This window comes from Flavobacterium notoginsengisoli (assembly GCF_014207905.1).
In the GTDB taxonomy this organism is placed as follows: domain Bacteria; phylum Bacteroidota; class Bacteroidia; order Flavobacteriales; family Flavobacteriaceae; genus Flavobacterium; species Flavobacterium notoginsengisoli_A.
Genome location: NZ_JACHLB010000001.1, coordinates 331,452 through 357,918, shown reverse-complemented (window position 1 = coordinate 357,918; position 26,467 = coordinate 331,452). Strand labels below are relative to the sequence as shown.

Genomic DNA, 26,467 nt, shown 5'->3' with positions numbered 1-26,467 from the left:
TTTCTTTTTTTAATTAATTAAAGATAATTTTTTTAGAAACTTCTGAGCCGTTTTCTAAAACAACTTTAACTACTAAAACTTGATTACCAGATGGTAAATTTGTTATTTGTAATTCATTCGAATCAACTTTGTTTTTATTGTAAACTAATTGACCTCCGATATTGTAAATCTGCACTTCTTTTATGTTTTCTTGAGTAGCAGTAACCTTTACGATTTTTGATTTTACTGAAATCATAACTGCATTTTCTGCATTTTCAAAATCTCCAGTTCCTAATGTTTTAGAAGTATAACGAAGATTGAAACGATTTGCAAATGTTCCGGCTTCTGTCGTGAATTTATAATTTTCAGTACGTAAGCTTACTGTTTTACCAGTTGTTAGATCTTCTAGATAAACCTCTTGAGTATCAAAAATTCCGTCGGCATGATCAATTGAAATGGTATATTCTCCTGCAGTTGCTGCCTTGTATCCCAAAGGAACAATGTCTTTATTGTCAAAAGGAAGTTCACGTCCTTGAATAGTCATATTGTTCGATTCGTTGATACTGTAAAAATCAGCACTGCTATTAGAACCCAAAGTATTGGCATCATAGTTAATATCAAAGCTATTCGTAGCTCCTTCAATGTATCCAACTAAAATTTGTTTGAATGCACCTAGATCATTAGATAAATTCAACCACAAACGATTTCTCTCTAATTCACCTGAGTCATTAGATTTATAGAATTGTTTGTTCTTATTGGCAATACGCATTGTATTGTTGAAAGTTAAAGTTCCTGTTTTTGGTTTTGCCAAAAATCCTTGTCCTGCTGCGATATATCCTTCAAAAGGCTGTCCGTTTAACGTTGCTCCCGAACTTGTTCCAGTAAATCCTGTTAGATTAAATGCTGCAAAGTCGGCATTGTTGTAATAATATTTTCCATCACTTGGGTTTAATACCGGAGATGAGTTATGAGTCCAAAAATAAAGTGTTCCTAAGTTTGTATTTCCATTAATCAAAGCCGTTGCGCTTATAGCTGAAGGATAAGGATTACCTACTAAATTGAATTTGTTTGCTATCACAACGGGAGCAATATCACCATTATTAGGAATTCCTTTAAATACACCGGTAAATGGTGCAGCTACATTAGTATCATAAGGTTGTGGAGCTCTTATATTATAACCTTTTCCAACTTCCATCGGCATTGTTCCGTTAAGATTAACAGTCCATGATGAATTAGGATCATACCAATAATATTTGTCAAGTAAGGTATTCGGAGACAAAGTAGCCATGGTAAAAGCTGCATTTGTAACAGGCATTGACCAATATGTTGCATCCATACGTCTTACATTTGTCGTTCTTTGAACTTCAAATGACGTCGTCGCATTTCCAGTATACATTGTTTTGCTTGTAGAAGTCTGAAGAAGAGATCCTCCACTTAGTATTGCAAGTTTTCCTGTTCCAAGTACATTTATATCTTCATCAACAGTTAAAGTTCTGTCGCTTGGAATATTAAAAGTAGAACCTGAATTAACTGTACAAGAACAAACCTGAATGTCTGAACCTAAAGTTACGGTTGGCGAACTAATTACAATTGAAGTATTTGAATTAACTGTTTCAGATCCAGTATAAGTTGTCAATACTCTAACAAAATTAACACCAACGTTGGCATTTCCTCCGTCTTCTCTTAAACGAACTTCGATTTTAGAAGTGCTATTTAGAATATATGTAGTTGTACCATTAATGTAAGCAGGAGTATTTGTATATCCAGCTTGTGTAAATATTAGATTGTCGTTTAAATAAATTTGAGTTGCATCATCTGAGTTTGCAAGCTCAATTCTATAAGTTCCACAAGGAAAACCTTGACGTCTGTAAGAAACTGTAAAGTTATCATTTGGTATTGGTGCTCCCTGCCAATTTGTTGCAGAAGAAGGAGATTTGTCTGCATCCCAGTATGTTTTTGAATTTACATTAACATTAGAATCTACATAATATCCTGCATATACCGTGTTGCTTAGATTTAAATCGTTTTTCGTTAAACCATAAACGTTCCAAACATTATTTCCATAAGGAAGTGCTTGGTCGCCTTTTACTGCACCAAATGAAATTGCGACACGTGATGAACCATCTACCTCAAAATATTCTAAAATAAATTGATGATTACCCGTTGTAGTGAAATTATATAAAAATGCGTCTACAGTATAGCTATGCTGATTCCAACGCTCAAGAACTTTAACACCATCGATATAAAGTCTAACTCCATCATCACTACCAATCGTAAAGTTGTATTGACCTATTTCAGCAATATTTGCAGTCATTTTATATCTTACAAAGAATCGGTCTGTTGGCGCTGTATCACAAAAATTTCTTGTAACACCATTTACTGCACCAGTATCAACATTTCTGTCAAAATTTCTTGTGCTTTCTGTAACCGTTCCTAAATAAGTTGTTCCAGTTGGTAGAGTATTATATGCTGGGTTTGGAGCAGTGTTTCCTGTAAAGCTGTAAACATATCCAATCCAAGATTCAGAACCGAAAGAAGTTTGATCTCCTGCTGGTACACATTTTACAACCTCGTCAGCGCCTATGTAAGGTTTTACTCTTGTATCTCCATCAATATCTGTTGTAATGCCTGCAATTGCTACCCCAGTTAAGTTGTTGTTAACTGTAACATCTTGTATATGATAATCTGTTCCTGGTGCAACAAATGTTGGTAGAAAAGTCTGAGAAGCTGAATCTCCTACAGCTGAATTCCAAGCTGCAGGTACAGTTCCGGCTGTAGTAGCTGTATAAAGAGTACTTGATATTCTGTTTAAGAATTTATTAGTGCTACTATTAACATAATAATCATTATTGCTGATTTGTCCTAATGTTCCTCCATTTAGGAATATAGCATATTGCTCATTAGATTGTTGATTTACAAAAATGTTGTTTTTTATATTAATTCCAGAACCTCCCTGAGTGTATAAACAAGAAGCACTATTTGTTCCAGATGGTGCTCCACTTGCGATAAGAGTGTTGTAATATACGTTAGTTGCACTTCCTGAATAAATGAAAATGTTATGAGCTCTGTTATAATAGTTGTAATTATTTGAATCTGCAGTAGTATTATAGACATTACTAATAATATTATTAGTAATGTTTGTAGTTCCAGTTGTTTTTACAAGGATCCCTGCTGAATATTTAGAATTGTTATGTTGTTCATTAGCAATATCAGTAATATAGTTGCTTGAAATAGTTCCTGCACTACTTCCTAACGAAACAACAGCAGCACAATCGTTTCCGTCATTAACAGTATTTCTAATCCCAGAAATTGTATTTCCTGAAATTTCATAATTTAAAGCATTAGATAGATAAATTCCTCTAATTGGCTTTTCTGCAACGGTTGTAGTCCCAATTTTATTTCCTTGTATTTTCCATCCTGTAGGAGAATTTGCTGTAGTAGCATTTCCATTAATGTTAATTCCGTCTTTAACATTGAATGTTTCATTGTTGATAATTGAAATGTTGGAATTAGCACCATTATTCGTGTTCTCAGCTATATTATTATCGCCTCCAAGGCTATTGCTTCCTGAATAAACTCCAGTTAAAAGCGTACTGCCTGAATTACGATTTGCAAAACGCAAATTGCTATTTTTAATGGTAATATTTGTTGAACCAATAGAACCATTACTGGCAATCCAAATAATTGATCTTGCTATATAACCTAGATTATCAGTATTAGTCAAAGTTAAATTTTAGTATTTAAAGTCGAATTACTACCATCAATAATTACGTTGTTAGTGCCATTAAATCTAATAACAGCAGGAATACCAGTTGATGGACTAGCCATTGTCGTTGTAATAGTAATGTTTTTACCAGTGTTTGGTTTAATAGTAAACGTGTTAGTTGTACTTGTGTTTGCAATGATATTGATTGAAAGTAAAGAAGTTAAATTCTGATCTTCATCAAGTAAGAATCTTACAGGTCCACTAACTCCACGTGTATTTATTTGATCAACAGCAAGTGCAAGAGTTCTGAAGTTTGCAAGTGGATTTGCAGAGCTAATGACATAATCACCACTCAATTGTTGCGCAAATCCAAAAAAAGGTAACAATAAAAATAAAAGTAAAGTTTTTTTCATGCTTAAATGTTTTCTATCAGTTTGTTATGCTGGCATAGGACTTTTCAGTCGAAGCAAAGATATATACATCTACGAGCTAGAAATAAGGAGGGTTTTCAATACCTATATATATTCGATGAATTGTTAAAATACTCGACGAAATGCACAAAAAAAATTAACATCTTACGGATATTCTTATAAAACTTCAAAAATAATTATAAGAATAATCGTAAAAAATGATGTTTTTTTAAGGGTGATTTTGAATTTTTGGACTAAAAAACGCGAGTTTAGCAATAAAATGATCAAAATTGGAATAATTTACAACCAGATGTTGTAATGGTTTTTTGTGCGGATTTTAGTATAATCTGAAGTTAGAAATGATGATTGTGAAAGAATTGCAGTTTTATATTTTTAAAGAATTAGCTTACTTCTAATTCTTTTACTTTTTCGTAAACCAAATTACTTTCATAACCTCTTCGAAGCATATAATCGCAAAATTTTTTGCGTTTTTTTAGTGCGTTATTTTCGGATAAATTATTCCAACATCTTTCAGAAAGATTTTCAAATGTTTCAAAATATTCTTCTGCAGAAATTTCTTTCAAAGCTAAATTGATATTTGCTGATGAAATTTGTCTTGCTTTTAGTTCATTAGTGATCCTGATTTTTCCCCAATGTTTAATGCGATGTTTTCCACGAGCAAAACTGCAGGCAAAACGAGTTTCATTCAAAAAATTATCTTCAATAAGCTTGACAATGATAGTGTCAATCTCATCTGAGGTCATTTTTAAACTGTATAATTTCGAAACAACTTCTTCATGACATCGCTCTTGGTAGGCACAAAAGTGTTCTAATTTTTGTAAAGCTTCTTTTATGGTGAAAGCGCATTTCATCGGATTTTTCATGCTTTTTAACGATTAAATTCAAAAATGACAATTTACTTACAAAAAACTTCTAAAATTTGTTAATGTTTGTGAAAAAGAAAGATTGTAAAATGTTGTGTATGTGCCGAATTTAAATAATTTTGTAAGGTAATTTAACAATTGTCTAATCTTGTTGAAAAACAAGATTTTAACTTTTTTAAGTTGATTGAAAATTCACAAGACATTGTTTTTTTTAGATAAAGAATGCCCTTTTTGCTTTTTAGCAATCAAAAACAAATTTAAAATAAATACCACATTGATATGAAACGAAAACTACTTTTGTTTGTTCGCTTTTTATTACAATTTTCTAATAATCTTTTCAATAAGAAATCTCCTGTTCCTAGTTTTTGGCAGATCTGTTTAGCGATGTTTTTTGTTATTAATTTTGGATTTGCACAAACAAATACTTGGGATGGATCTTCAAATACTGATTGGTATGTCGCTGCCAACTGGTCTCGAAATGAAGTGCCTCTTCCGGCACATGACGTTGTTATTCCAAACGTGACAAATAAACCTATCATATCTACTGGAGGAGCAGTTTGCGCCACTTTAAATATTACAAATACTGGTACTGGTAATAATACATTAACAATAAATTCGTCTGGTACTTTGACAACAGGAGCAATAACAATTACTGCTCCTACTCAAAATAGTAGAAATACAGTAATTAATGTTGTTTCAGGTACATTAAATGCTTCAAGTATAACCATGAATACTTCAGGAAGCGATACTAGAGTTAACAGTTTGAGTATTGGTAGTGACGGTATAGTCAATGTTACAAATAACGTAACTATGGGAACAAGTACCCAAAGGAGTAATATTACGTTTTCTAATACTGGTAACGGGTTATTGAATGTTGGAGGAACTATTAGTGGAGGAAGTTTGAGCGCTCCTTCGGGGACGGTGAATTATAATAATAATGGTGCACAAACTGTAGGAGGGCCTTATACATATTATAATTTTACAGTTTCGGGTGGAGGAGATAAAACCTTGAACGCAGCAATAACTGTTGGTAATAATCTTTTGATACAAACGCCAGGAACGAGACTTATTGATGATCAAAAGCAAATTACTGGTAATAATGTTGGAACTCTTACTGCAGAGAACGGGACAGTTTTATTTCTTGGAAGAACTACTGTCGGTGGTACAACATCTACAGTTTTTCCAACTTTGTTTAGTAAAGCTAGGATATTTTTACTGACAGGCAGTACTGTTCAGTATAATGGCTTTGCTGCCCAAACGATTTCGTATGTTCCAGATTATTTTCATCTTGAGTTACAATTTGGAGCGAAATCAACTAGTGGTGCAGGTGTTTTAACAGTTTTAGGTGATTTTGGTACTGGTTCTGATGTGACATTAGCAAGTTGTACTACTTTTAATCTTTCAGGTAATTTCAATCTAAAAGGAGCTGGAGCTTCCGCAACTTTACCTAATGGTAATTTTTATGTTGCCGGTAATTTTAATAGAGATACCGATAACGCTGCATTAAATATAATACCAGGTACAGGTACAGTAATATTTAATGGTACTAGTCCACAACTCATTACAGGAAAGGGGGTTAATAATTTTACATTTTATAACCTTACTATAAATAATTCATCAGGAGTTAGCTGTTCTACAACAACAACTTATGGATTAAATGATGATATTGTAGTAACAAATACTCTTACTATGACAAGTGGTAACTTAACAACTTCTACTTCGAATTTACTTAATGTTACAAGAACTGCAAATAATGCCATCGTTGGTGGTTCTGCGACTTCTTTTATAAATGGTCCTGTAAGATGGACTTTACCCACTAATTCATCTACGAGCACATTTTTATTCCCAGTAGGTAAGGGAGCTGAATATTTGCCATTTTCATTAATATCGCCTTCTACTACATCTATTGCCGGGGCTACTGCTCAAGTAGAGGCATTCGATACAGGCTCACCAGGAGCTACAGATAATACAACTTTAGCAACTTTGAGCACTACCGAATATTGGTCTTTGTTAACCTCGGCAAACTTTACTAATAGTAGGATTGCGGTATCACGTCAAACAGCAATTAGTCCATTAGATGCTCTTGGAGGGCGTATAAATACAGGAGCTAATTATTCTCTAATAGCAGGAACAGCTACTGCTAATGGAGTAACGACTACGGCTAGTATTGGAACAAATAGATTATTTGCTTTGGCTAGAATCAGAGACATAGTTATTACTTCAGTCGCATCTCCATTTTGTGCGGGATCAACTTTTTCTGTTCCTTACACAGTTAGAGGCCCTGCGCCTATTCCAGCTTATTCGGCTTCAAATACTTTCACAGTACAATTATCAGACGCTTCAGGAAGTTTTGCATCACCAACAAGTATTGGGAATACAACATCAACAACATCGGGTTCTATAAATGTCTCAATTCCTACAGGAATTGGGGGAGGAACAGGGTATAAAATGAGAATTGTAAGTTCTAGTCCAGTAATAACAGGGACAGAATATGGCAATGTAACTATAAATGCAATTCAAGCAGCTCCAAGTGTAGCATCTTTTACAGATATTGATTGTGTCAATTCTACAGGAACGATAAGGTTAGGAAATCTTCCATCAGGTGCGTGGACAATTAATCAGACAGGACAAGCTACGGCAACGCTAACTGGTTCTGGAACGCCTTATGATGTAACTGGTCTGGCAGCTGGGAGTTACACTTTCACAGTTCAAACTTCAACAACATGTGCTTCAACTTCAGTTTCGCAACCTATAGCTGATAATTCAACAAGCACATGGAACGGTTCAACTTGGGTTGGAGGTGCTCCCACTAGTTCTAAAAGAATTGTTATTGCTTCAGACTTAGGAACGCCTTTCCCAACTGGAACCCCTGTTGTTAATGGATGTTCATTAACTGTTAATTCAGGCGTAAGTGTTATAGTGCAGACTGGTGTAACATTAGTAATTACTAATGCAGTAACTACAAACGGACAGCTAACATTTAGAAGTGGTTCAAGTTTGATGCAAACAACAAATGTTGGAAACACAGGGCAGATTAATTACGAGAGAACAACAAATGTAAGACGTATGGATGCAACATATTGGTCAATGCCAGTTACAAATGCAGCTTTCACCATGGCGACTTTATCTCCGAATACCCTACTTGATAAATATTATTGGTATGATCCTACTTCAACTTGGACCGTTGATCTTAATGGAGGCATGCCTATGGCGGTTGGAAAAGGTTATAATATAAGGGCTCCACAGTCTTTTGATACTAATACGCCAGCTCCATTTACGGGAGTATTTGTAGGTGTTCCAAATAATGGCCCGATTAACCCTACTGTAGTACAAGATAGATACAATTTAGTGGGTAATCCATACCCTTCTGCAATTAGTGCATCGGCATTGATTAATGGAAATACAAACTTAGGAACACTTTATTTTTGGACTCATAATTCCTCTCCAGTACTAAATCCTCTAGACGGGAAATATTATTATAATGATGCTGATTTTGCCGCATTTAATCTTACTGGAGGTACAGATACAAGTTCGGGAGCAAATCTTAACGGACAACCTTTTCAAGGGTATATCGCAGCAGGACAGGGATTTTTAGCTAGGCCAAAAACGCCAACACTAAGTTTTACTAACTCAATGCGTAGAAGTGGTAATAATACACAATTCTACAAAACTGCCGAATCAGAAGAATCAAATGAAATTGAAAGAAACCGTTTGTGGCTTAATTTCTCTAATGATTTAGGAGCTTTTAAACAGGCTTTAATCGGATATATTGAGGGAGCTACAAATAGCTTTGATATTAACTTTGATGCCAATACTTTAGGTTCTAACACAAGTGCTGATTTTTATAGTATCAACGAATCTAACAACATGACTATTCAAGGACGTGCGCTTCCTTTTGACAATAAAGACATCGTTCCTTTGGGATACAAGGCAGCAACTGCAGGAGAATATACCATTTCAATTGATCATGCAGACGGATTTTTCGATACTCAAGAAGTATATTTAGAAGATTTAACAACTAGTAAAATAATAAACTTACGTACTGAAAACTATAAGTTCACGACAGAAGCTGGAACGTTTGCAAATCGTTTCAATCTTCGATACACTTCTAAAACATTAGGAACAGGAGAGTTCGAAGATTTTGAAAATAGTTTAGTAGTTTCTCTGAAAAATAAAGTTTTAAAAATCACTTCTTCAAAAGAAACGATTAAAGATGTGAACATTTATAACGTGGGAGCGCAATTGTTATATACTAAAACTAATATTAATTCAACAGAATTACAGATTTCAAATCTTAATTCAGGAAGCCAAGTTTTATTAGTAAAAATAACTTTAGAAAATGGACATACTCTAACTAAAAAAATCGTTTATTCTAACTTGTAATTTATAGCATTTAAAAAAAGCCCATCTTAAAAAGATGGGCTTTTTTTGTTTAAAATATCCCTAAATCTAGGTATTGTACTATTGTTTAAGCCTTTATAATTTAGGTTAATTCTTTTGTGTTTTAACTCTAATTATATGATTTTGATTAAAAAAGTACTGTATTTACTAATATTATTTTTTCTCCCTTTACAAAACCTGATTCTAGCCCAGCAAGGAAAGGTCGATACTTCTTTTAATACAATTGATAATGGAGAGTTTGGCGATGGCTTTAACAATGCTGTGCGAACACTTCAAATTCAAAGAGATGGCAATTTAATTGTTGGAGGAGATTATATAAGCCTAAACGGAATTCCTGTTTCCTATCTAACTCGTCTCAACCCAGATGGATCTATTGACGAAAGTTTCAATACAGGAACTGGATTTAATGGAAAAATTTATTCATCTTATTTACAGCCAGACGGCAAAATAATTATTGGAGGAAGTTTTACCGCTTACAATGGAATTAGCGCTGGAAGAATTATCCGCTTAAATCCAGATGGCTCTTATGATAGCAGTTTCAATACTTCAACGGGAGCAACTACAGGAATCATTTATGATATTGCCTTACAATCAGATGGTAAAATTATTATGGTTGGTAGTTTTACAAAATACAACTCAGTAACAGTAAACCGTATAGCGCGTTTATTGCCAAATGGAGCATTAGATTCTTCTTTTCTGACTAATAATGGGTCAGCCCTTAACATTACGCATGTAAAAATTCTGCCTAGTGAAAAAATAGTACTTACAGGAAATTTTACTGTTTTTAATGGCACACCTGCAAATAGAATTATTAGATTAAATAACAACGGAAGTTATGATTCAAGTTTCAACTCTGGAGCTGGTTTCGATGACGATGTAAATGCTATTGCTCTACAAACTAATGGAAAAATTGTTTTGGGAGGAAATTTTACTTCTTATAACTCGAATGTAGTCAATCGGATTATCCGTTTAAATGAAGACGGAACAAAGGATGAAAGTTTTCTGACTGGATCTGGTTTTAGTAAAGAAGGAGTAGAAGTAATTAAAATTAGCCAGTCTGGTGACATTATGATCGGTGGATCTTTCACGGGTTTTTATAACAATAGCCCAGTAAACAGATTAACATATCTTAATTCAGACGGTACACAAAAAGCAGATTTTGATATCGGTTCTGGACCAGCTTCGGCTTCTGTTTTGGCTTTAGAAACTGATGAAGAAAATTCTTGGTATGCTGGCGGATCATTTGCAGTTTTTAATGGACAAAATCAAGGAAGATTGGTAAAAATGAGCAATGACGGAGAAGCTGATACTGCTTATTTATCTTCGGGTATTGGTTTTGACAATTCTGTTTTAACCATTTTACCACTCCCAAATAAGAAAACGATTATTGGAGGCAATTTTAAAAAATTCAATAAAGTTTTAGTGTCTAAGATTACTTGTCTTTTAGAAGATGGTGCAATTGATACTGCTTTTAATGCTGAAAATGTAGGTGCAAATAATCTAGTAAAAACAGCTGTTTTGCAAGAGGATCAAAAGATAATTATTGGTGGAAGTTTTACTAAATATAATGATATTGTCAATAATCGAATCGTAAGGATTTTTCAAGACGGACAAATAGATAACTCTTTTTATTGTGGAGAAGGTTTTAATGGACAAGTTTATGCATTAGCCATTCAATCCGATCAAAAAATAATCGTTGCAGGAGCATTTTCAAAATACATTGGGTCGGCAATTAATGCAAATAAAATAGTAAGATTACTGGCAGATGGCTCAAAAGATTCTAGTTTTAATATTGGTTTGGGTGCAGATGGTATTATTGAATCGGTGGTAGTGCAAACTGACGGTAAGATTCTTGTCGGTGGTCATTTTAAAACATTTAATGGATTGCCCTTTGCTGGATTAGTTCGTTTAAATTCTGATGGAACAATTGATTTAAGTTTTAAAATTAGAGAAGGATTTGATAAATATGTTTATGCGATTGCTTTACAATCTGATCAAAAGATTATTGTTGGAGGATCATTTTTGACGTTTGATGGAATCTCTCAAAAAAGAATTCTTCGTTTGAACATCGACGGAAGCCTAGATACAACATTCGACTCTGGAACAGGATTTAGTAAAGGAGATGTCCGTACCATTTTAATTCAGCCCGATGATAGAATTTTAGTAGGTGGGGCGTTTTCAGGAACCTACAAAAATGTTTCCGCAATGAGATTAATTAGGTTATTGCCGTCAGGGTCTTTTGATGATTCTTTTGCTGTGTCATTAAATAATACTCTTTTTGCAATGAACTTTACAGTAGATTATAGATTGCTAATTGGCGGTATTTTTAACTCAGTTTCTGGAATTTCAAAACATAGAATTGCGCGTTTGAAACTTTGCGTAAATACTACAATTTGGAATGGAAATTCGTGGTCAGCAGGTTTTCCTTCGGCAGGTAAAGATGTGTATTTTAATGAAAATTATCCAAATCTAACAAGTGCCAATATCTGCGCATGTAGCGTTGCTCAAGATAAAATTGTAACGCTTCTCGAGAAAAATTCATTAAATATTGAATTTGCATACACCGGTTTTGGTACTTTGATTTTAGAGAATGCTGCTAGTTTGTACCAATCAGATGATGACATGGTTAATACTGGAATTATTCATCTAAAAAGAAAAACAAATCCAGCTATAAGATTCGATGTTACATATTGGTCTTCGCCAGTAGCAGGTCAGAAAATGTTTGATTTTTCGCCAGATACACTTTTAGATAAGTATTATTGGTATGATCCGATTTCGAGTTGGAATGTCAGTTTGTATGGAACAATGACGATGAATCCTGGACAGGGTTATAGTATCAGAGCGCCACAGTATTATTCGACTACCGAAAGATCCATATTTGAGGGAATTTTTAAAGGAGTTCCAAATAATGGTAAAATCAATGTTGAGCTTCCATTTGCAAATAAATCCTATCTTATTGGCAATCCTTATCCAAGTGCTATTGATGCCGATAGTTTTATAAAAAGTAATTTGCCTACAATCAAAACTTCCTTGTGTTTCTGGACACATAACACGCCTCCTATAAATAATTATTATTCTAGAGATGATTTTGCAGTTTATAATTTATTAGGAGGAGTTGGGACAAGTTCTGCCGAAAGTTCTGGCGCAAATACTTCGGCACCAGATGGAACCATAGCTTCAGGGCAAGCATTTTTTTTGAGAACAAACTCGGCTGGAACTCTTGAATTTAATGACAGTATGCGAATTTTGGGATCTAACAGTTCCTTTTTTAAGCCTTCTAAAAGTGAAGCATCCGAAAGTAAAATTGAAAAGCATCGTTTTTGGCTGAATCTTAAAAGCCAAGATGGAATATTTAAGCAAATTTTATTGGGTTATGCAGATGGAGCATCAAATGATTTAGACGCAATTTACGATGCAGAATCTCTTGATTCTAATCCATTAATGGATTTTTACAGTAAAATTGACAGCAAGAAACTTGTAATACAAGGACGAGAACTGCCATTTACCGAAAATGATTCAATTGTTTTAGGATATAAACTGGCTAATAAAAATTCTTTAATTCTAGAAATAGATCATCAGGACAGTTTTTTTAATGGAAAGAGCATTTTTTTATGGGATAAGGTTTTACATAAACTTCATAATCTAAGCGAAACATCGTACCAATTTGAATCAGAAAGCGGAATTACAGATGATCGTTTTACAATTGTTTTTACTGATAAAAAATTAGATAGGAATGTTTATGTCAAGAGTATAGAAGAAGTTTTAGTTTCAGTTAAAAAACACATTATTTCGATCGAATCATCAAATGAAAATCTTAAAGAAGTTTGTATATATGATGTTTTAGGAAATCAATTATATAAAAAAGATCGAATTGAAACTAAAAGGATATTTATTGAAAATTTAGGTGTTACAAATCAAGTATTGTTCGTGAAAATTACTTTAGAAAATGGGAATGTTAGTTCAAGAAAGATAATTCTTTAAAGTAATTAATAGAAAAAAATATCAAGCCTTTGCAAATTATTGCAAGGGCTTTGTTTTTGATTGATATGTCATTGTAAATTAATGGTTTAGCTCTGTTTAAAGTTTGTTTTAACAGTTTTTTCTTATTTTTTACAAAAATGATATTTCGAGTGTTAAAATTTAAAGTTTAATACTACAAAGTAAATTTTAATGTAAATAAAATCGTACCTTGTTGTAATATTTTGTCGATTAAGTGCGCAATATAATCGATTAAATATTTCTACGTGTTTCGAAATTGATTGTAAAATATAGATCTACATAAATTACTTCCTTCTCAATTTTGCAATCAGTCTTGTTAGCGTTTGAGTTTATTTTTTTCAACTACTAAAAATACCACAAGATGAAAAGAACTTTACCTATAAGATTTACTTTCTCAAGTATTTCCAATTCACAAACTCGTGATGGAATACAATTAAAATTGAGACCTTGTTTTAAATTGAAATTTTTTCTGATTTTAATTATATCATTATTTTATACCTCTGCAAAAGCGCAAACGATAACACATCAATTTCCCGCGGACAATACTTTAGAGCTACCTGCCGGAATTGATGAAGTAAATTTGGAAGCTTGGGGAGCAGGAGGATCTGGAGGAGGTGCAACTGCGAGTCTTTTAGAAGGAAGAGGTGGAAGTGGCGGTGGCGGTGGAGCCTATGCAAAAGGAAAAATTACAACAAGTACACCGCAAATATTAAGCATATTTGTAGGTAAAGCAACAGCAGGAACAAGCGGTAACGGAGTATCTGGTGGTGCATCATATATCGCAACATATACGGCTACATTTAATGCTGGCGGTGGTGGCGCTGGTATTGCAAATAATAGTGGAGGAAGTCCAATAGGGGGAGCTGCTGGTGCTTTTACAGGTACTACAGGATCTGTGGCTGGACAGCCAGGTAAAAATGGATCATCAGGAGTTCTTGCATTATTAGCGGTTTTTGGAGCAGGTGCGGGGGGAGATGCCGGCAATCTAGCTGGCGGTGGCGGTAAAGGTGGAGATCCGATTTCTAGTGTAGCACTGGGCAATAGCCTAGGTAATGATGGAAAAACTTATGGAGGTGGTGGTAGTGGCGCTTTAAGTTCATTGACGGCTTCTCAAAATGGAGGAGCAGGTGCTCGTGGCCATTTAATACTTACATATACTTGTAAAACATACAGTTTAAGTACAATAAAAGCATCTAGTGCTTGTACTACTACAGGAACATCATTAGTAGAATTTACTGGAACGGCAGCAAGCTTACCTAAAGGTAATTATACTGCAACTTACACTACGAGTAGTCCAGTTGCGACATTAACTGCCAATTTTACGGTTACAACAGCTGGTATGGGAAGTTTTATCGCTACTGGATTAAATACTGTTGGAGGGAGCACTATCACAATTACTAGTTTAAAATCAATGGATTGTACGTCATCAATTACAGCTAATAATTCGGTTTTGATTGCGGTTACAGCTCGTCCTACAATAGCGCTTGGTTCTATTGCTGAGGTGTGTAGCAGTACAAGCGCGCAAAATGTAAATTTAACTTATAGCGGAACAACAAATGTGCCGACAAATTACAGTATTGCTTGGAGTGCATCGCCTACAAATAGTTTTATAGCTGTAAATAATGCAACTTTACCAGCAAGCCCAATAATTATTTCAGTTCCAGCAGGAACATCTGCGGGAAGTTATACAGGAACACTTACAGTAAGTAACGCAGGTTGTGTATCGATAAACTATCCTATTACTGTAGTTGTTAATGCTACACCATCAGCTCCAACAGCTTCTGCTACTCAACAGCCAACTTGCGATGTGAATACAGGAACGATAACAGTAACATCGCCAGCATCTGGAACAGGTTTTTCATATAGTCTTGACGGAGTATCTTTTAGCAACACTACAGGAGTTTTTACTGGTTTGGCAACAGGAACATATAATGTAAGGGTTAGAAATAATACAACACTTTGCCAGTCGCCAACTACTGCAGTTATTATAAATCCTGTAGCTACTAAAACTTGGAATGGTAGCTTAAGTGCAAATTGGGGTACGTCTGCGAATTGGACTCCGGCAGGAGTTCCGTTGGCATCCGATTGTGTAGTTATTCCACAGATGACGATAAGTCCTATTATTTCTGGTACAGATGGAGTCTTTTATGCAAATCGATTAACAATACAAAATAATGGTTCTTTAATTGTTCAAAGCACCAATACTCTAACAGTTACTAATGAAGTAACTGTATTAGGAACTGGTTCTCTTGTTTTTGAAAATAATTCGAGTTTGGTACAGATCTCAGAAGCTACTAACAGTGGAAATATTACCTATAAAAGAAATTCAAAACCAATACGACGCCTTGATGCAACCTATTGGTCTTCTCCTGTGACTCGAGTACCCGCTTTTACGCTACAAGAATTTTCTCCACTTACTTTGTTAGATAAGTATTATAAATTTGTTCCAAATACTGGTTGGGTTGTTATTTTAAATGGAACCGAAGAAATGGTTAAAGGAAATGGTTATAATATTCGAGCTCCTCAATCTTATGATACCAATTCAACTGCAATTTATGGTGGAGTATTTACTGGAGTGCCTAATAACGGAACTATTTTAGGGCCAGCCGCTGTAGCTGAAAAATCTAATCTGCTTGGAAATCCTTATCCTTCGGCAATCTACGCTGATAGGTTTATTGTTGACAATGCAGCAAATTTTTATGGTACATTGTATTTTTGGACACATAATTCACTTCCTGTGCTTAACCCAGCTGATGGAAAATATTATTATAATAATAATGATTTTGCGATTTACAATCTTTCGGGAAACACCACAGTTGGATCAATGACAGGAACAGGAGCCACAACTCCAGGAAATACAGATGCTCCATCAGGATATATTGCAGCTGGACAAGGATTTTTTGCTAAATCAAAAACTGGGCAAAGAGCTGTTTTTACAAATTTAATGAGAGTTTCAAGCCGAAATAGCCAATTTTTTAAATCTAACCAAAGTGAGTTTGAAAGACATCGTGTTTGGCTAAATTTTACAAATACTAGTGGTGCTTTTAAACAAATATTAATTGGTTATGTCGAAGGCGCCACAAATTTGTGGGATGATAATTATGATGCAGAAACTTTAGATGCAAATCCATTGCTTGATTTTTACAGTATAAATGGATTGAATAAATTGGTCATTCAAGGGCGTGCAATACCTTTTGAAGAATCAGATACTGTTCCTTTAGGATATAGATCTTCTATTGCTGGTGATTTTACTATTGCAATAGAACGTACAGATGGTAATTTGAGTACGCAAGCAATATATTTGGAAGATAAAACCACAAATAAAATACATGATCTTAAAGCAAGTGCTTATACATTTACCACTGCGACAGGGGTTTTTAATGATCGTTTTGTATTGCGTTATAATGATAAAAAATTAGAAACTAATGATTTTGTGAGCCTTGATAAAAATGTGTTTGTTTCCGTAAAAGATAAAAGCATCAGACTACAAGCAGTATCTGACACCGAAAATCTTAAAGAAACGACTATCTATGATATTGGAGGTAAATTGTTGTATAGAAAAGAGGATATTAATAACAAAGAATTATTAATTACTAATTTGCCACCTGCACATCAGGTTCTACTGGTAAAAGTAACCTTGAATAATGGATACACGACTACTAAAAAAATAGTCTTCTAGATTTTGGAAAAATAAAAAAGCGGTTGAGTTTTTAATTCAACCGCTTTTTTATTTAAAATGTGCGCTGTAAATTTTCGTGCGTATTTGTAATTGCTTTTTCATTTTTGTAATCAATCCATTTTTGACCTTGAATTTTTCGCATCATAATATCAAAATGGCGCATTATAAAAACATTATAAGCCGCCTTCGATAAATTAACTATGTTTTTTGGAAACGATCTTAGACTCATTGAAAATCCAGGAGTTAAATATTTCATATAATGCCAATAGCCTTCAGGCATGTAGAGCATTTCTCCATGTTTCAGATTCGTAATATATCCTTCTGCATTTTTTAGCGCAGGGAATTTCTCGTAATCGGGATTATCAAAATCAATATCTTCTCTCGAAATCAATGCGTGAGGTACTTTATACATATATTTTGACTGATCCGGAGGAAAAATCATGCATTGTTTTTCTCCATGAAAATGAAAATGAAGAATGTTAGAATAATCAATGTCATAATGCATAAATACTCTGGAGCTTTCGCCTCCAAAAAATAGCATTGGCATTTGTTTGACTAATTTTAAACCAATATCTGGCCATAAAAAATCTTCTTTTAAAGACGGAACTTCTTTCATTAAATTATAAAGAAAAATACGGTAATTGGTAGGCTTTTCTTCTAATAAATCAATGTAGTCGCTCATTTTCATTTTGGTATGAGCTTCGTTAAAACCATCTTCGTGATTAACAGGTCTATCATCGTACAAAGGGACAATAGCATTTCCTGCAATTTCTTTAATATAAGATAATTTCCATTTGTTGTAAGCTGGCCAATCTTCGGTCAACTCTTCAACAACAACAGGAATTTGTTTTTTTACATATTGGGAAATAAAATCGGTTTTGGAGATTTTTTTTACCCTTTCTATTTGTTTTAATTTCATTTTGCTGAATAAAAAAATTGCTTATAGCACTGAGCTACAAGCAATTTAAAAATATTTATCGAGATTAATGAACTCTTTTAACTAAATTTTTGATTTAATCGAATTTAAAATGATTTAATCTGCGAAACCCTCAAAAATTAGTCAGCTGCATATTTGTTGTTCCAATACAGCATCATCATTAAAGTAACAATTACAGAAGAAGCAAGCCCTTCAAATAATAAACAAATACAATAAGTTGGTACTGATGGATTTCCTCCGAACATAAATGTTTCAGAAAGTGTTTTAACATATGCATCTCCGCCTCGAGCGTAACTATAAACCAATAAGCCAAATACACTCATCGATACACCGACTACAGAAGTCGTCATGGCAGAAACGGCATTAGTAACAAAATTGGTTTCTCCCTCATGAAGGTTCATCTGCATTGTTCTGTTAACTCCGTAGAAAATAAAGAAAACGTTAAGTGTCCTTAAATAAAACAAATCTGCTAGACCTAATACATTCATCAATAAAAAATAAATGCCAATTCCGAGAAAAATCAAAAAACCATTGGTAATTTCTTTAGGTAATTTCATAGTGGTTATTTTTTAGAAGTTAATAGTAAATATTTGAAAAACAGTGTTCTATCAAATTTACTAAAAAAATAACTACGATGATTTAAAAACGGACAAAAACTGTGTTGCGATTTTTTACAGAAGATTTATAAAATTCACAGCAACTTCTCTGTCGTGATTAAGCTGTTCTTTTAATGCATCGACAGAACTAAATTTTTGTTCCTCACGAATATAATGCAACAACGAAACTTCTATGTTTTGATCGTAAATATCTTTGTCGAAATCAAAAAGATGGACTTCGATAGTCTGTTTGTCTCCATTTACAGTCGGATTAAAACCAATGTTCATCATTCCGAAAACAGTTTCTTCATTTACGATAGCTTTTACAACATAAACTCCAATTTTTGGGATCAGTTTATAGTCTTCTTCGATGTGAATATTTGCGGTAGGAAAACCAATTGTTCTTCCTAATTGTTTTCCTTTGACAACAGTACCATTTAAGAAATAATCATAACCCAAATATTCATTTGCCAAAGCCATATTGCCTTCGTTTAAAGCTTTTCTGATTTTGGTAGAACTTACCGAAACGTCTTGAATTTCTTGAGCTGAAATTTGTTCCACTTCAAAACCATATTCTTTTCCAAAAGCAATTAAATCATCAATATTTGCCGTTCTATTGCGTCCAAAACGGTGATCATGTCCGATAATTATTTTCTGAATCTGAAATTTGTCTACTAAAATTGTATGAACAAATTCTTCAGCAGTTAATCTTGAAAAACTTTCGTTAAACGGATGAACAACAAGATTTTCAATTCCGGTTGCTTCCAGAAGTTTTGTTTTTTCGCTGATGGTATTTAATAATTTAATTTCTGATTTTTCCTGAAGAACCATTCGCGGATGCGGAAAAAAGGTAAGAACCAGACTTTCATATTTTCCGTTTTCAGTATTTTGGGTAATTCTTTCCAGAATTTTTTTGTGACCAATATGCACGCCGTCAAAAGTACCAAGAGTTAAAATAGTTTTCTTGGTTGACTGAAAATCGTTTATAGAATGAAAGAGCTTCAAAACAAATTATTTAAGATGCTGCAAATTTATACTATTCTGTCTTAAATTTAATACTGGCTAAATCGAATTTTAACTATTCTGTCGATTTCTTTTTGTAAAAACAAGCCAACTCGTCGATTAAAAAGCGTTAATTGTCTTATATCTTGTATGATTTCAAATTAATTGGATTAATTTTGATATTATATCCCGATCGAAATATGAAAAAACAACTACTTTATATATTCTTTATTTTCTGCTGTATTAGTGTTAAAGGACAGAGTGATGTTTTGTGGCAAAAAGTAAATTCGTCTTCTTCGCTTACGCAAAAGGCAAGTGCTTCAGATTCAAATAAATTATATTTTAAATTAAATGCAGATCTTCTAAGTTCGAAATTAGTTTCTGCAACCAGTAAAACTGCAAAAAGTAGTTCGACAGAAATTACAATTCCAAATGCGGATGGAAGTTTAGAGCGTTTTTCCGTTTGGGAATCTTCTAATTTTGATCCTGAATTACAAGCCAAATATCCAGAAATCAGAGCTTATCAAGGTATTGGGATAGACGATAAAAATGCTAAGATTTATTTTAGTGTTGCTCCAATCGGAATGCAAACTATGGTTTTTCGTCTAGAAAAAGAGACTGAATATATTGAGCAAAATCCTGATGATAAATCGGAATATGTATTGTTTAAATCGGCAGATAACGCAGCTTCTAAAATGCGCCTGAATTGTAACACAACCGATTTAGTTGCCGAAAATAAATCGACAATTACAGGAAAAACAGCTTCGAATGCTAAGCAGTATAAGACATTTCGTTTGGCATTATCTTGTACAGGAGAATATACAACCTTTTTCGGAGGCACAAAAGCGGGTGCATTAGCAGGAATGAATGCTACAATGACAAGAGTAAACGGAGTTTTTGATAAAGATCTTTCTGTAAAATTAATTTTAATTGCCAATAATGACGCTGTAATTTATACAGACGCCTCTACAGATCCGTATTCTAATGCTGCTCAAGGAACTGCCGACCCGGGAGGAACTTGGGGACAAGAAGTGCAAACAACATTGACAACAGTAATAGGAAACGCAAATTATGATATTGGTCATTTATTTGGAGCATCTGGTGGCGGAGGAAATGCTGGTTGCATTGGCTGTGTCTGTGTAGATCCAACTACCAACACTCCGCTTGGAAAAGGAAGTGCTTATACTTCTCCAGCAGATAGAAGACCGCTTGGCGATACTTTTGATATAGATTTTGTGGCTCATGAAATGGGACATCAACTTGGAGGAACACATACTTTTTCATATAAATCGGAAGGAACTGGAACACAGTATGAACCAGGAAGTGGTTCGACTATTATGGCATACGCTGGTGTAACAGATGATTATGATATTCAAAGCAATTCCGATGATTATTTTTCATACGGAAGCATTAATCAGATACAGAATAATTTAGCAGGAAAAACTTGTGCTGTAACCACGCCAATCACAAATAATCCTCCCGTAATTAATGCAGGATTAGATTATACGATTCCAATTAGTACACCATTTGTTTTAACAGGAACAGGCTCTGATCCTGAGGGTAATTCAATAACGTATACTTGGGAACAATTTGATAGCGCAGTTACAACTACTGGCGCAAATAGTATTGCTTATGCGACAAAGCCAGACGGACCAATGTTCAGATCATTTCCGCCAACTTCATCTCCCGTTCGTTATATGCCAGCTTTTAGTTCTGTGTTGAATAATCAGCTAACCACGACTTGGGAATCTGTTTCTTCGATTGCAAAAACAATGAATTTTACTTTAACAGGAAGAGATATTACAGCAGAAGGAACAGCTCAAACCAATACAGATGCTATGGTTGTTACCGTAAGCGCTGCGGCAGGACCATTTGCTGTTACATCACAAAGTGCAGATAATGTTTCTTGGGAAAGAGGTTCTGCACAAACCATTACGTGGAGTGTCAATAATACCAATACACTTCCGGGATCTTCAAATGTTAATATCAGATTGTCATTAGATGGTGGTCTGACATTTCCAACAGTTTTAGCGTCGAATACCTTAAATGACGGATCAGAAACAGTTTTAATTCCGTCTGGAATAACTCCTTCTACGAATTGTAGGCTTTTAATTGAACCAGTAAGTAATATCTATTACGCCTTAAATAAGACACCTTTTGCAATTGGCTATGCCGTTTCAACAAGTTGCGCTACTTATAATTTTGAAGGAGGTTATTCAACAGGTAACAGTTCTACTTTTATAAGTAAAACAGTAACAGTACCATCTTCTACAGGAACAATTTCAGACGTTAATGTTTCAGTGAATGTAACGCACGCGAGATTTTCTGATCTCGAAATGCAGATTGTGAGTCCAAGCGGAACAATAGTAAGTCTTTTTAACAAAAGCTGTGGAACGACTAGTTCTACATTAGCACTTCAGTTTGACGATAGCGGAACTGCTTTAAATTGTAATGCAACCGCAAGCCAAATTGTAATTCCTGCTAGCGCTTTAAGTGCCTTTAATGGAGAAAATCCGCAAGGAGTTTGGACATTTAGAGTGCGTGATGCTGTTTTGGGAATGTTAGGAACCATAAATTCGGCTTCGGTAAATATTTGTAATAAAACTTATACTTTAGATACTGGAGATTTTCAAAATGTGGATTTTGCTTTATATCCAAACCCAAATAAAGGAAACTTTACGATTCAGTTTCAACGTGATTCAGTTAAAGATATTAAAGTCTATGTTCATGATATCTTAGGAAAATATGTTTACGACAAAACATTCCAAGGCTCTGGATACTTTATACAAGATATTCAATTGCCGGGAGTTCCAGCTGGAGTCTATTTTGTCACAATTACAGATGGAGAGAAAAGAACAGTAAGGAAAATAATAGTAAACTAAATTTCTAGTGCGCCATTGCGATACAAATTGTACTTATTTTGGCGCCTGGAATTTTTAATAAAGCACGCGAACAGGCTTCAATTGTTGCTCCCGTTGTAAGCACATCATCAACAATGAGAAAGTGTTTATTGTGGTTTGTTTCGATAAATTCAACATCAAAAATATTTTCGATGTTTTCTGATCTTCCTAAAAGATCTTTTTTAGATTGCGTTTTAGAATATACTTTTCTAAGCAAAAGATTTTCATTAAAGGGAATACCAAAACCTTTCGCAATAGCTTTTCCGAAAGTTGTTATTTGATTATAGCCTCGTTCTTTAAATTTTCTTTTATGAAGAGGAACCGGAATAACAACATCAAAAGGAATTTCAAAAGAAACTTCTTTTAAATCTTCTACATACCAATTTCCAAGAGCAGTTCCAATTTCTTCATGTCCTTTGTATTTTAGATTGTGAATTAATTCCTGAACCATTCCTTTTTTATTAAAATATAAAAACGTCGATGCAAATTGAATATCAATCTTCCCATAAAACTTTTTTACAGCTTCATTTTTTGAATCTAAATGATATTGAGTAAGAGGCATTTCATGTCGGCAAAGTGTACAAAAGACATTTTCATTTTGCAGTAAAATAGCGCGACATCCATCACAGACTTTGGGAAAAAATAGATTTATTAGATAATTAATCACTAAAAGAAAGATTTTGTTTACAAAAATAAGAAAATCAGCACTTCAAACTTTATTATTTTTCTTTTTTTTAAAGGTACTTTTTATATTTTTGCATCACTATGGCAAAACAAGAAGATATATTTAAGAATGTGGTTTCGCACGCAAAAGAGTACGGATTTATTTTTCCGTCAAGCGAAGTTTACGACGGATTAAGTGCAGTCTATGATTATGCACAAAATGGAGTCGAATTAAAAAAGAATATCCGTGAATATTGGTGGAAATCAATGGTTCAGATGAATGAAAATATTGTCGGCCTTGATGCTGCAATATTGATGCATCCAACAACTTGGAAAGCTTCTGGACACGTTGATGCATTCAATGATCCATTAATTGATAATAAAGATTCTAAAAAAAGATATAGAGCTGATACTTTAGTTGAAGACTATTGTAAAAAACTAGAAGATAAAGCTAAAAAAGAAATTGATAAAGCAAAAGCTCGTTTTGGTGATGCTTTTAACGAAGAAGAATTTGTAACTACCAATGCTCGTGTAGTTGAATATCTTGGAAAAAAGAAAGAAATTTTATCAAGACTTGCAAAAGGTATGACTGATGATCTTCAAGACGTGAAAGCGTTAATTGAAGAATTAGGAATTGCCGATCCTGAAACTGGTTCTAAAAATTGGACTGATGTAAAACAGTTTAACCTAATGTTTGGAACTAAACTTGGAGCTTCTGCAGAATCTGCAATGGATTTATATTTACGTCCAGAAACGGCGCAAGGTATTTTCGTAAACTTCTTAAATGTTCAGAAATCGGGTCGTATGAAAGTTCCTTTCGGAATTGCTCAAACGGGTAAAGCGTTTAGAAATGAAATTGTTGCAAGACAGTTTATTTTCCGTATGCGTGAATTTGAACAAATGGAAATGCAATTTTTTGTTCGTCCAGGCGAAGAAATGAAATGGTACCACCATTGGAAAGATACGCGTCTAAAATGGCATTTGTCTTTAGGATTAGGAAAAGAAAATTACCGTTTTCATGATCACGAAAAATTAGCGCATTACGCAAATGCAGCTGCAGATATCGAATTTAATTTCCCATTCGGATTTAAAGAATTGGAAGGAATTCACTCTCGTACAGATTTCGATTTGAAAGCGCATGAGAAATATTCTGGAAGAAAATTGCAATATTTTGATGCTGAACTAAACGAAAACTACGTTCCTTATGTAGTAGAAACTTCTGTTGGTTTAGACCGTATGTTTTTGGCGGTTTTTGCTACTTCATTACAAGAAGAAACATTAGAAGACGGTTCTACAAGAACAGTTTTAAAATTACCAGCAGTTTTAGCACCAACTAAAGCAGCAGTTCTGCCATTAGTTAAAAAAGATGGTTTGCCAGAAGTTTCAAGAAAAATCATTGAAGATTTGAAATGGGATTTCAATGTTGCTTATGATGAAAAAGATGCTGTAGGACGTCGTTACAGAAGACAAGATGCTTTAGGAACGCCTTTCTGTATAACAGTAGATCATCAAACTCTAGAAGACGAAACGGTAACAATTCGTCATAGAGATACTATGAAACAAGATCGTGTAAAAATTACAGAATTAAGAGGAATTATCGAAAATGAAGTTTCGATGAAAAACTGGTTAATGAAAATGTAATCTTTACAAATTATAGTATTGATCCCAAATTCCGTAAAGGAGTTTGGGATTTTTGATTTTAAAAAACACGCATTTTATCGATGTTTTTTGCATTTCATCATTTTGTATTAACATTTAGATGTAATGTGTTAACAATGAACGGCTTAAAATGTTTAAATCCGTATTTTTAAATTCGGGTAAAAAGCCAAAACCAATTTTTCGCCAGTTCATTCAATCAGAAATCTAATTTTTGATTGAAATTGCGTATGGAGAAAATCAACAAAACCAAAACTTGAGGAAATATTCGTATATTATTGTTGATGATGATGCTGAAAGTATTTTGAAAACCAAAACAACCGCTGCAGGTTTTTCAGAATTATCTTTTATTGCGTCGGCATCAAATTTTCAAGATGGTTTGAATTTGGTTTTAGAACATAAACCAGAATTAGTTTTTCTCGAAATCGATCCTAAAAATACCTCAAGTCAGTTGTCTTTGACTTTTATTAGCGAATTGCACCGTTTCTTTCAAGAAATCCCTAAAATTATCGTGACAACAAAGTTGAAAGATAAAGCTTTTGATGCCATTCAATATGGTGTTTACGATTATCTCTTAAAACCAGTTATGGAAATAGATCTTAGAAAGACTATTTTTAAGCTAAATAAGGCTAATCTAGAAACAAAAAACACTTCAATACAACAAGAACCTGTTTCTGTCGTTATAGATAATGATACAGTCGCAATTCCTCAACATGTAGAAAAGCCACTTACCATCTGTATAAAATCTTATGGAGATTACCGGTATTTAAATGCTGCGGATATCTGTTATTTTCAGGCAGATAACAATTCTACCGATATTTATTTGAATACAGGTGAAATGATTACGGCATTTAAAACGTTAAAGCATTTTGAAAGCATTTTAACCTATCCGTTTATTCGTATTCACAATAGTTATGTGATTAATCGAAATTACATTTCTAGAATTCACAGCGGGAATGCTATCTGTTATCTTAAAAATTCTTCAAAGAAAATCCCATTTTCTAAGACCTACAAAGCAAATGTAGACCAAATAATTGCTGATTTTGCAGCAGGTAATTACCTAGAAATCTAAAAAGTAGTCATTTACTCGGATTTGCTACCCATTGACTATCAATTGGGTATGATCTACCACAAACTCAATTTTTCGTATAAATTTTTTTCAGCCTTAATGTTAGTTTTACACCGTGATTCGCAACAAACAACGAATCATTTTCCAAAAACGTAAACAAACATCTTAAAACCTCAGGTCATGAAAAAAACAGCTTTGACATTCGGATTATTTTCATTAGTAGTAATTGCAACTTCTTTCAGCGCTCCAATTGATGGTGGTGCAGCAGGTGGAGTAATTAAGAAAAAAGATGCTTTTGCATTCTTACCAATTGATGGTGGAGCTGCAGGTGGAGTAATTAAAAAGAAAGATGCTTTAGCAATGTTGCCAATTGATGGTGGAGCTGCTGGTGGAGTAATCAAAAAGAAAGATGCATTGAGCATGGACTCTAGAAATTTAAATTTTTCTAGTGTAAATCAATCAATCGGAAATGATAAAAAAGTAGACTAATCTACAATCAAAATATATATTTAAGCTGTCAGAAATGACAGCTTTTTTTTTGTGTCTCAAGTTTTTTACTATTTTTGGTAAAATTCCAAAGACATAA

At 33.8% G+C, this 26,467-nt stretch carries 14 protein-coding genes; 7 read left to right on the top strand and 7 right to left on the bottom strand.

The genetic code is table 11. The features are described from left to right. Window positions 1-13: 13 nt before the first annotated feature. From HNP35_RS01475 to HNP35_RS01465, 3 genes are all read right to left on the bottom strand, one after another. Entirely contained in the window at window positions 14-3,703 is a 3,690-nt protein-coding gene (locus HNP35_RS01475; RefSeq protein WP_184159141.1) for a T9SS sorting signal type C domain-containing protein, read from the bottom strand. Window positions 3,704-3,705: 2 nt separating this feature from the next. Beyond that, entirely contained in the window at window positions 3,706-4,098 is a 393-nt protein-coding gene (locus tag HNP35_RS01470) for a hypothetical protein (RefSeq protein WP_184159143.1), read from the bottom strand. 398 nt (window positions 4,099-4,496) lie between these two features. Beyond that, window positions 4,497-4,979, bottom strand: a complete 483-nt coding sequence (locus tag HNP35_RS01465) for a regulatory protein RecX (RefSeq protein WP_411268042.1) — start codon at window positions 4,977-4,979, stop codon at window positions 4,497-4,499. A 279-nt stretch (window positions 4,980-5,258) separates the two neighbouring features. Here HNP35_RS01465 and HNP35_RS01460 point away from each other — a divergent pair, with 279 nt between their 5' ends. The 3 genes from HNP35_RS01460 (at window position 5,259) to HNP35_RS01450 (ending at window position 17,058) form a co-directional block, all read left to right on the top strand. Further along, a complete protein-coding gene (locus tag HNP35_RS01460) occupies window positions 5,259-9,362 on the top strand; it encodes a T9SS sorting signal type C domain-containing protein (RefSeq protein ID WP_184159145.1) in 4,104 nt (1,367 codons plus the stop codon). A 135-nt stretch (window positions 9,363-9,497) separates the two neighbouring features. Continuing rightward, complete coding sequence (locus HNP35_RS01455; protein WP_184159147.1) at window positions 9,498-13,361, top strand: T9SS sorting signal type C domain-containing protein; 3,864 nt, start codon at window positions 9,498-9,500, stop codon at window positions 13,359-13,361. A gap of 379 nt (window positions 13,362-13,740) precedes the next feature. Continuing rightward, entirely contained in the window at window positions 13,741-17,058 is a 3,318-nt protein-coding gene (locus tag HNP35_RS01450; protein ID WP_184159149.1) for a T9SS sorting signal type C domain-containing protein, read from the top strand. 52 nt (window positions 17,059-17,110) lie between these two features. On the opposite strand, the gene HNP35_RS01445 is transcribed toward HNP35_RS01450, so the two are convergent. From HNP35_RS01445 to HNP35_RS01435, 3 genes are all read right to left on the bottom strand, one after another. After that, window positions 17,111-17,977, bottom strand: a complete 867-nt coding sequence (locus HNP35_RS01445) for a cupin-like domain-containing protein (protein ID WP_184159151.1) — start codon at window positions 17,975-17,977, stop codon at window positions 17,111-17,113. 137 nt (window positions 17,978-18,114) lie between these two features. Further along, on the bottom strand, window positions 18,115-18,552 hold the full coding sequence (locus HNP35_RS01440; RefSeq protein WP_184159153.1) for a hypothetical protein: 438 nt from the start codon (window positions 18,550-18,552) through the stop codon (window positions 18,115-18,117). A gap of 114 nt (window positions 18,553-18,666) precedes the next feature. Beyond that, window positions 18,667-19,596, bottom strand: a complete 930-nt coding sequence (locus tag HNP35_RS01435) for a bifunctional riboflavin kinase/FAD synthetase (RefSeq protein ID WP_184159155.1) — start codon at window positions 19,594-19,596, stop codon at window positions 18,667-18,669. A 197-nt stretch (window positions 19,597-19,793) separates the two neighbouring features. Here HNP35_RS01435 and HNP35_RS01430 point away from each other — a divergent pair, with 197 nt between their 5' ends. Then, a complete protein-coding gene (locus HNP35_RS01430) occupies window positions 19,794-22,475 on the top strand; it encodes a reprolysin-like metallopeptidase (RefSeq protein ID WP_184159157.1) in 2,682 nt (893 codons plus the stop codon). A 4-nt stretch (window positions 22,476-22,479) separates the two neighbouring features. Here the strand turns inward: HNP35_RS01430 and HNP35_RS01425 are convergent, their stop codons facing one another. Continuing rightward, window positions 22,480-23,160, bottom strand: a complete 681-nt coding sequence (locus tag HNP35_RS01425; protein WP_317618006.1) for a ComF family protein — start codon at window positions 23,158-23,160, stop codon at window positions 22,480-22,482. Between the two features lie 98 nt (window positions 23,161-23,258). Between HNP35_RS01425 and HNP35_RS01420 the strand changes: the two genes are divergently transcribed. The 3 genes from HNP35_RS01420 (at window position 23,259) to HNP35_RS01410 (ending at window position 26,370) form a co-directional block, all read left to right on the top strand. Then, the gene (locus HNP35_RS01420; protein ID WP_184159159.1) at window positions 23,259-24,797 is read left to right on the top strand and encodes a glycine--tRNA ligase; all 1,539 of its coding nucleotides are present in this window, start codon (window positions 23,259-23,261) and stop codon (window positions 24,795-24,797) included. Window positions 24,798-25,068: 271 nt separating this feature from the next. Then, window positions 25,069-25,884, top strand: coding sequence for a LytR/AlgR family response regulator transcription factor (locus tag HNP35_RS01415; RefSeq protein ID WP_184159735.1), 816 nt, complete (start codon window positions 25,069-25,071; stop codon window positions 25,882-25,884). A gap of 177 nt (window positions 25,885-26,061) precedes the next feature. Further along, complete coding sequence (locus tag HNP35_RS01410) at window positions 26,062-26,370, top strand: hypothetical protein (RefSeq protein WP_184159161.1); 309 nt, start codon at window positions 26,062-26,064, stop codon at window positions 26,368-26,370. Window positions 26,371-26,467: the final 97 nt, after the last annotated feature.

Coding starts and splice junctions, on each gene's coding strand:
- HNP35_RS01450 (WP_184159149.1), top strand. CDS start 13,741: ATGAAAAGAACTTTACCTATAAGATTTACTTTCTCAAGTATTTCCAAT.
- HNP35_RS01430 (WP_184159157.1), top strand. CDS start 19,794: ATGAAAAAACAACTACTTTATATATTCTTTATTTTCTGCTGTATTAGT.
- HNP35_RS01445 (WP_184159151.1), bottom strand. CDS start 17,977: ATGAAATTAAAACAAATAGAAAGGGTAAAAAAAATCTCCAAAACCGAT.
- HNP35_RS01465 (WP_411268042.1), bottom strand. CDS start 4,979: ATGAAAAATCCGATGAAATGCGCTTTCACCATAAAAGAAGCTTTACAA.
- HNP35_RS01470 (WP_184159143.1), bottom strand. CDS start 4,098: ATGAAAAAAACTTTACTTTTATTTTTATTGTTACCTTTTTTTGGATTT.
- HNP35_RS01440 (WP_184159153.1), bottom strand. CDS start 18,552: ATGAAATTACCTAAAGAAATTACCAATGGTTTTTTGATTTTTCTCGGA.
- HNP35_RS01455 (WP_184159147.1), top strand. CDS start 9,498: ATGATTTTGATTAAAAAAGTACTGTATTTACTAATATTATTTTTTCTC.
- HNP35_RS01460 (WP_184159145.1), top strand. CDS start 5,259: ATGAAACGAAAACTACTTTTGTTTGTTCGCTTTTTATTACAATTTTCT.
- HNP35_RS01410 (WP_184159161.1), top strand. CDS start 26,062: ATGAAAAAAACAGCTTTGACATTCGGATTATTTTCATTAGTAGTAATT.
- HNP35_RS01420 (WP_184159159.1), top strand. CDS start 23,259: ATGGCAAAACAAGAAGATATATTTAAGAATGTGGTTTCGCACGCAAAA.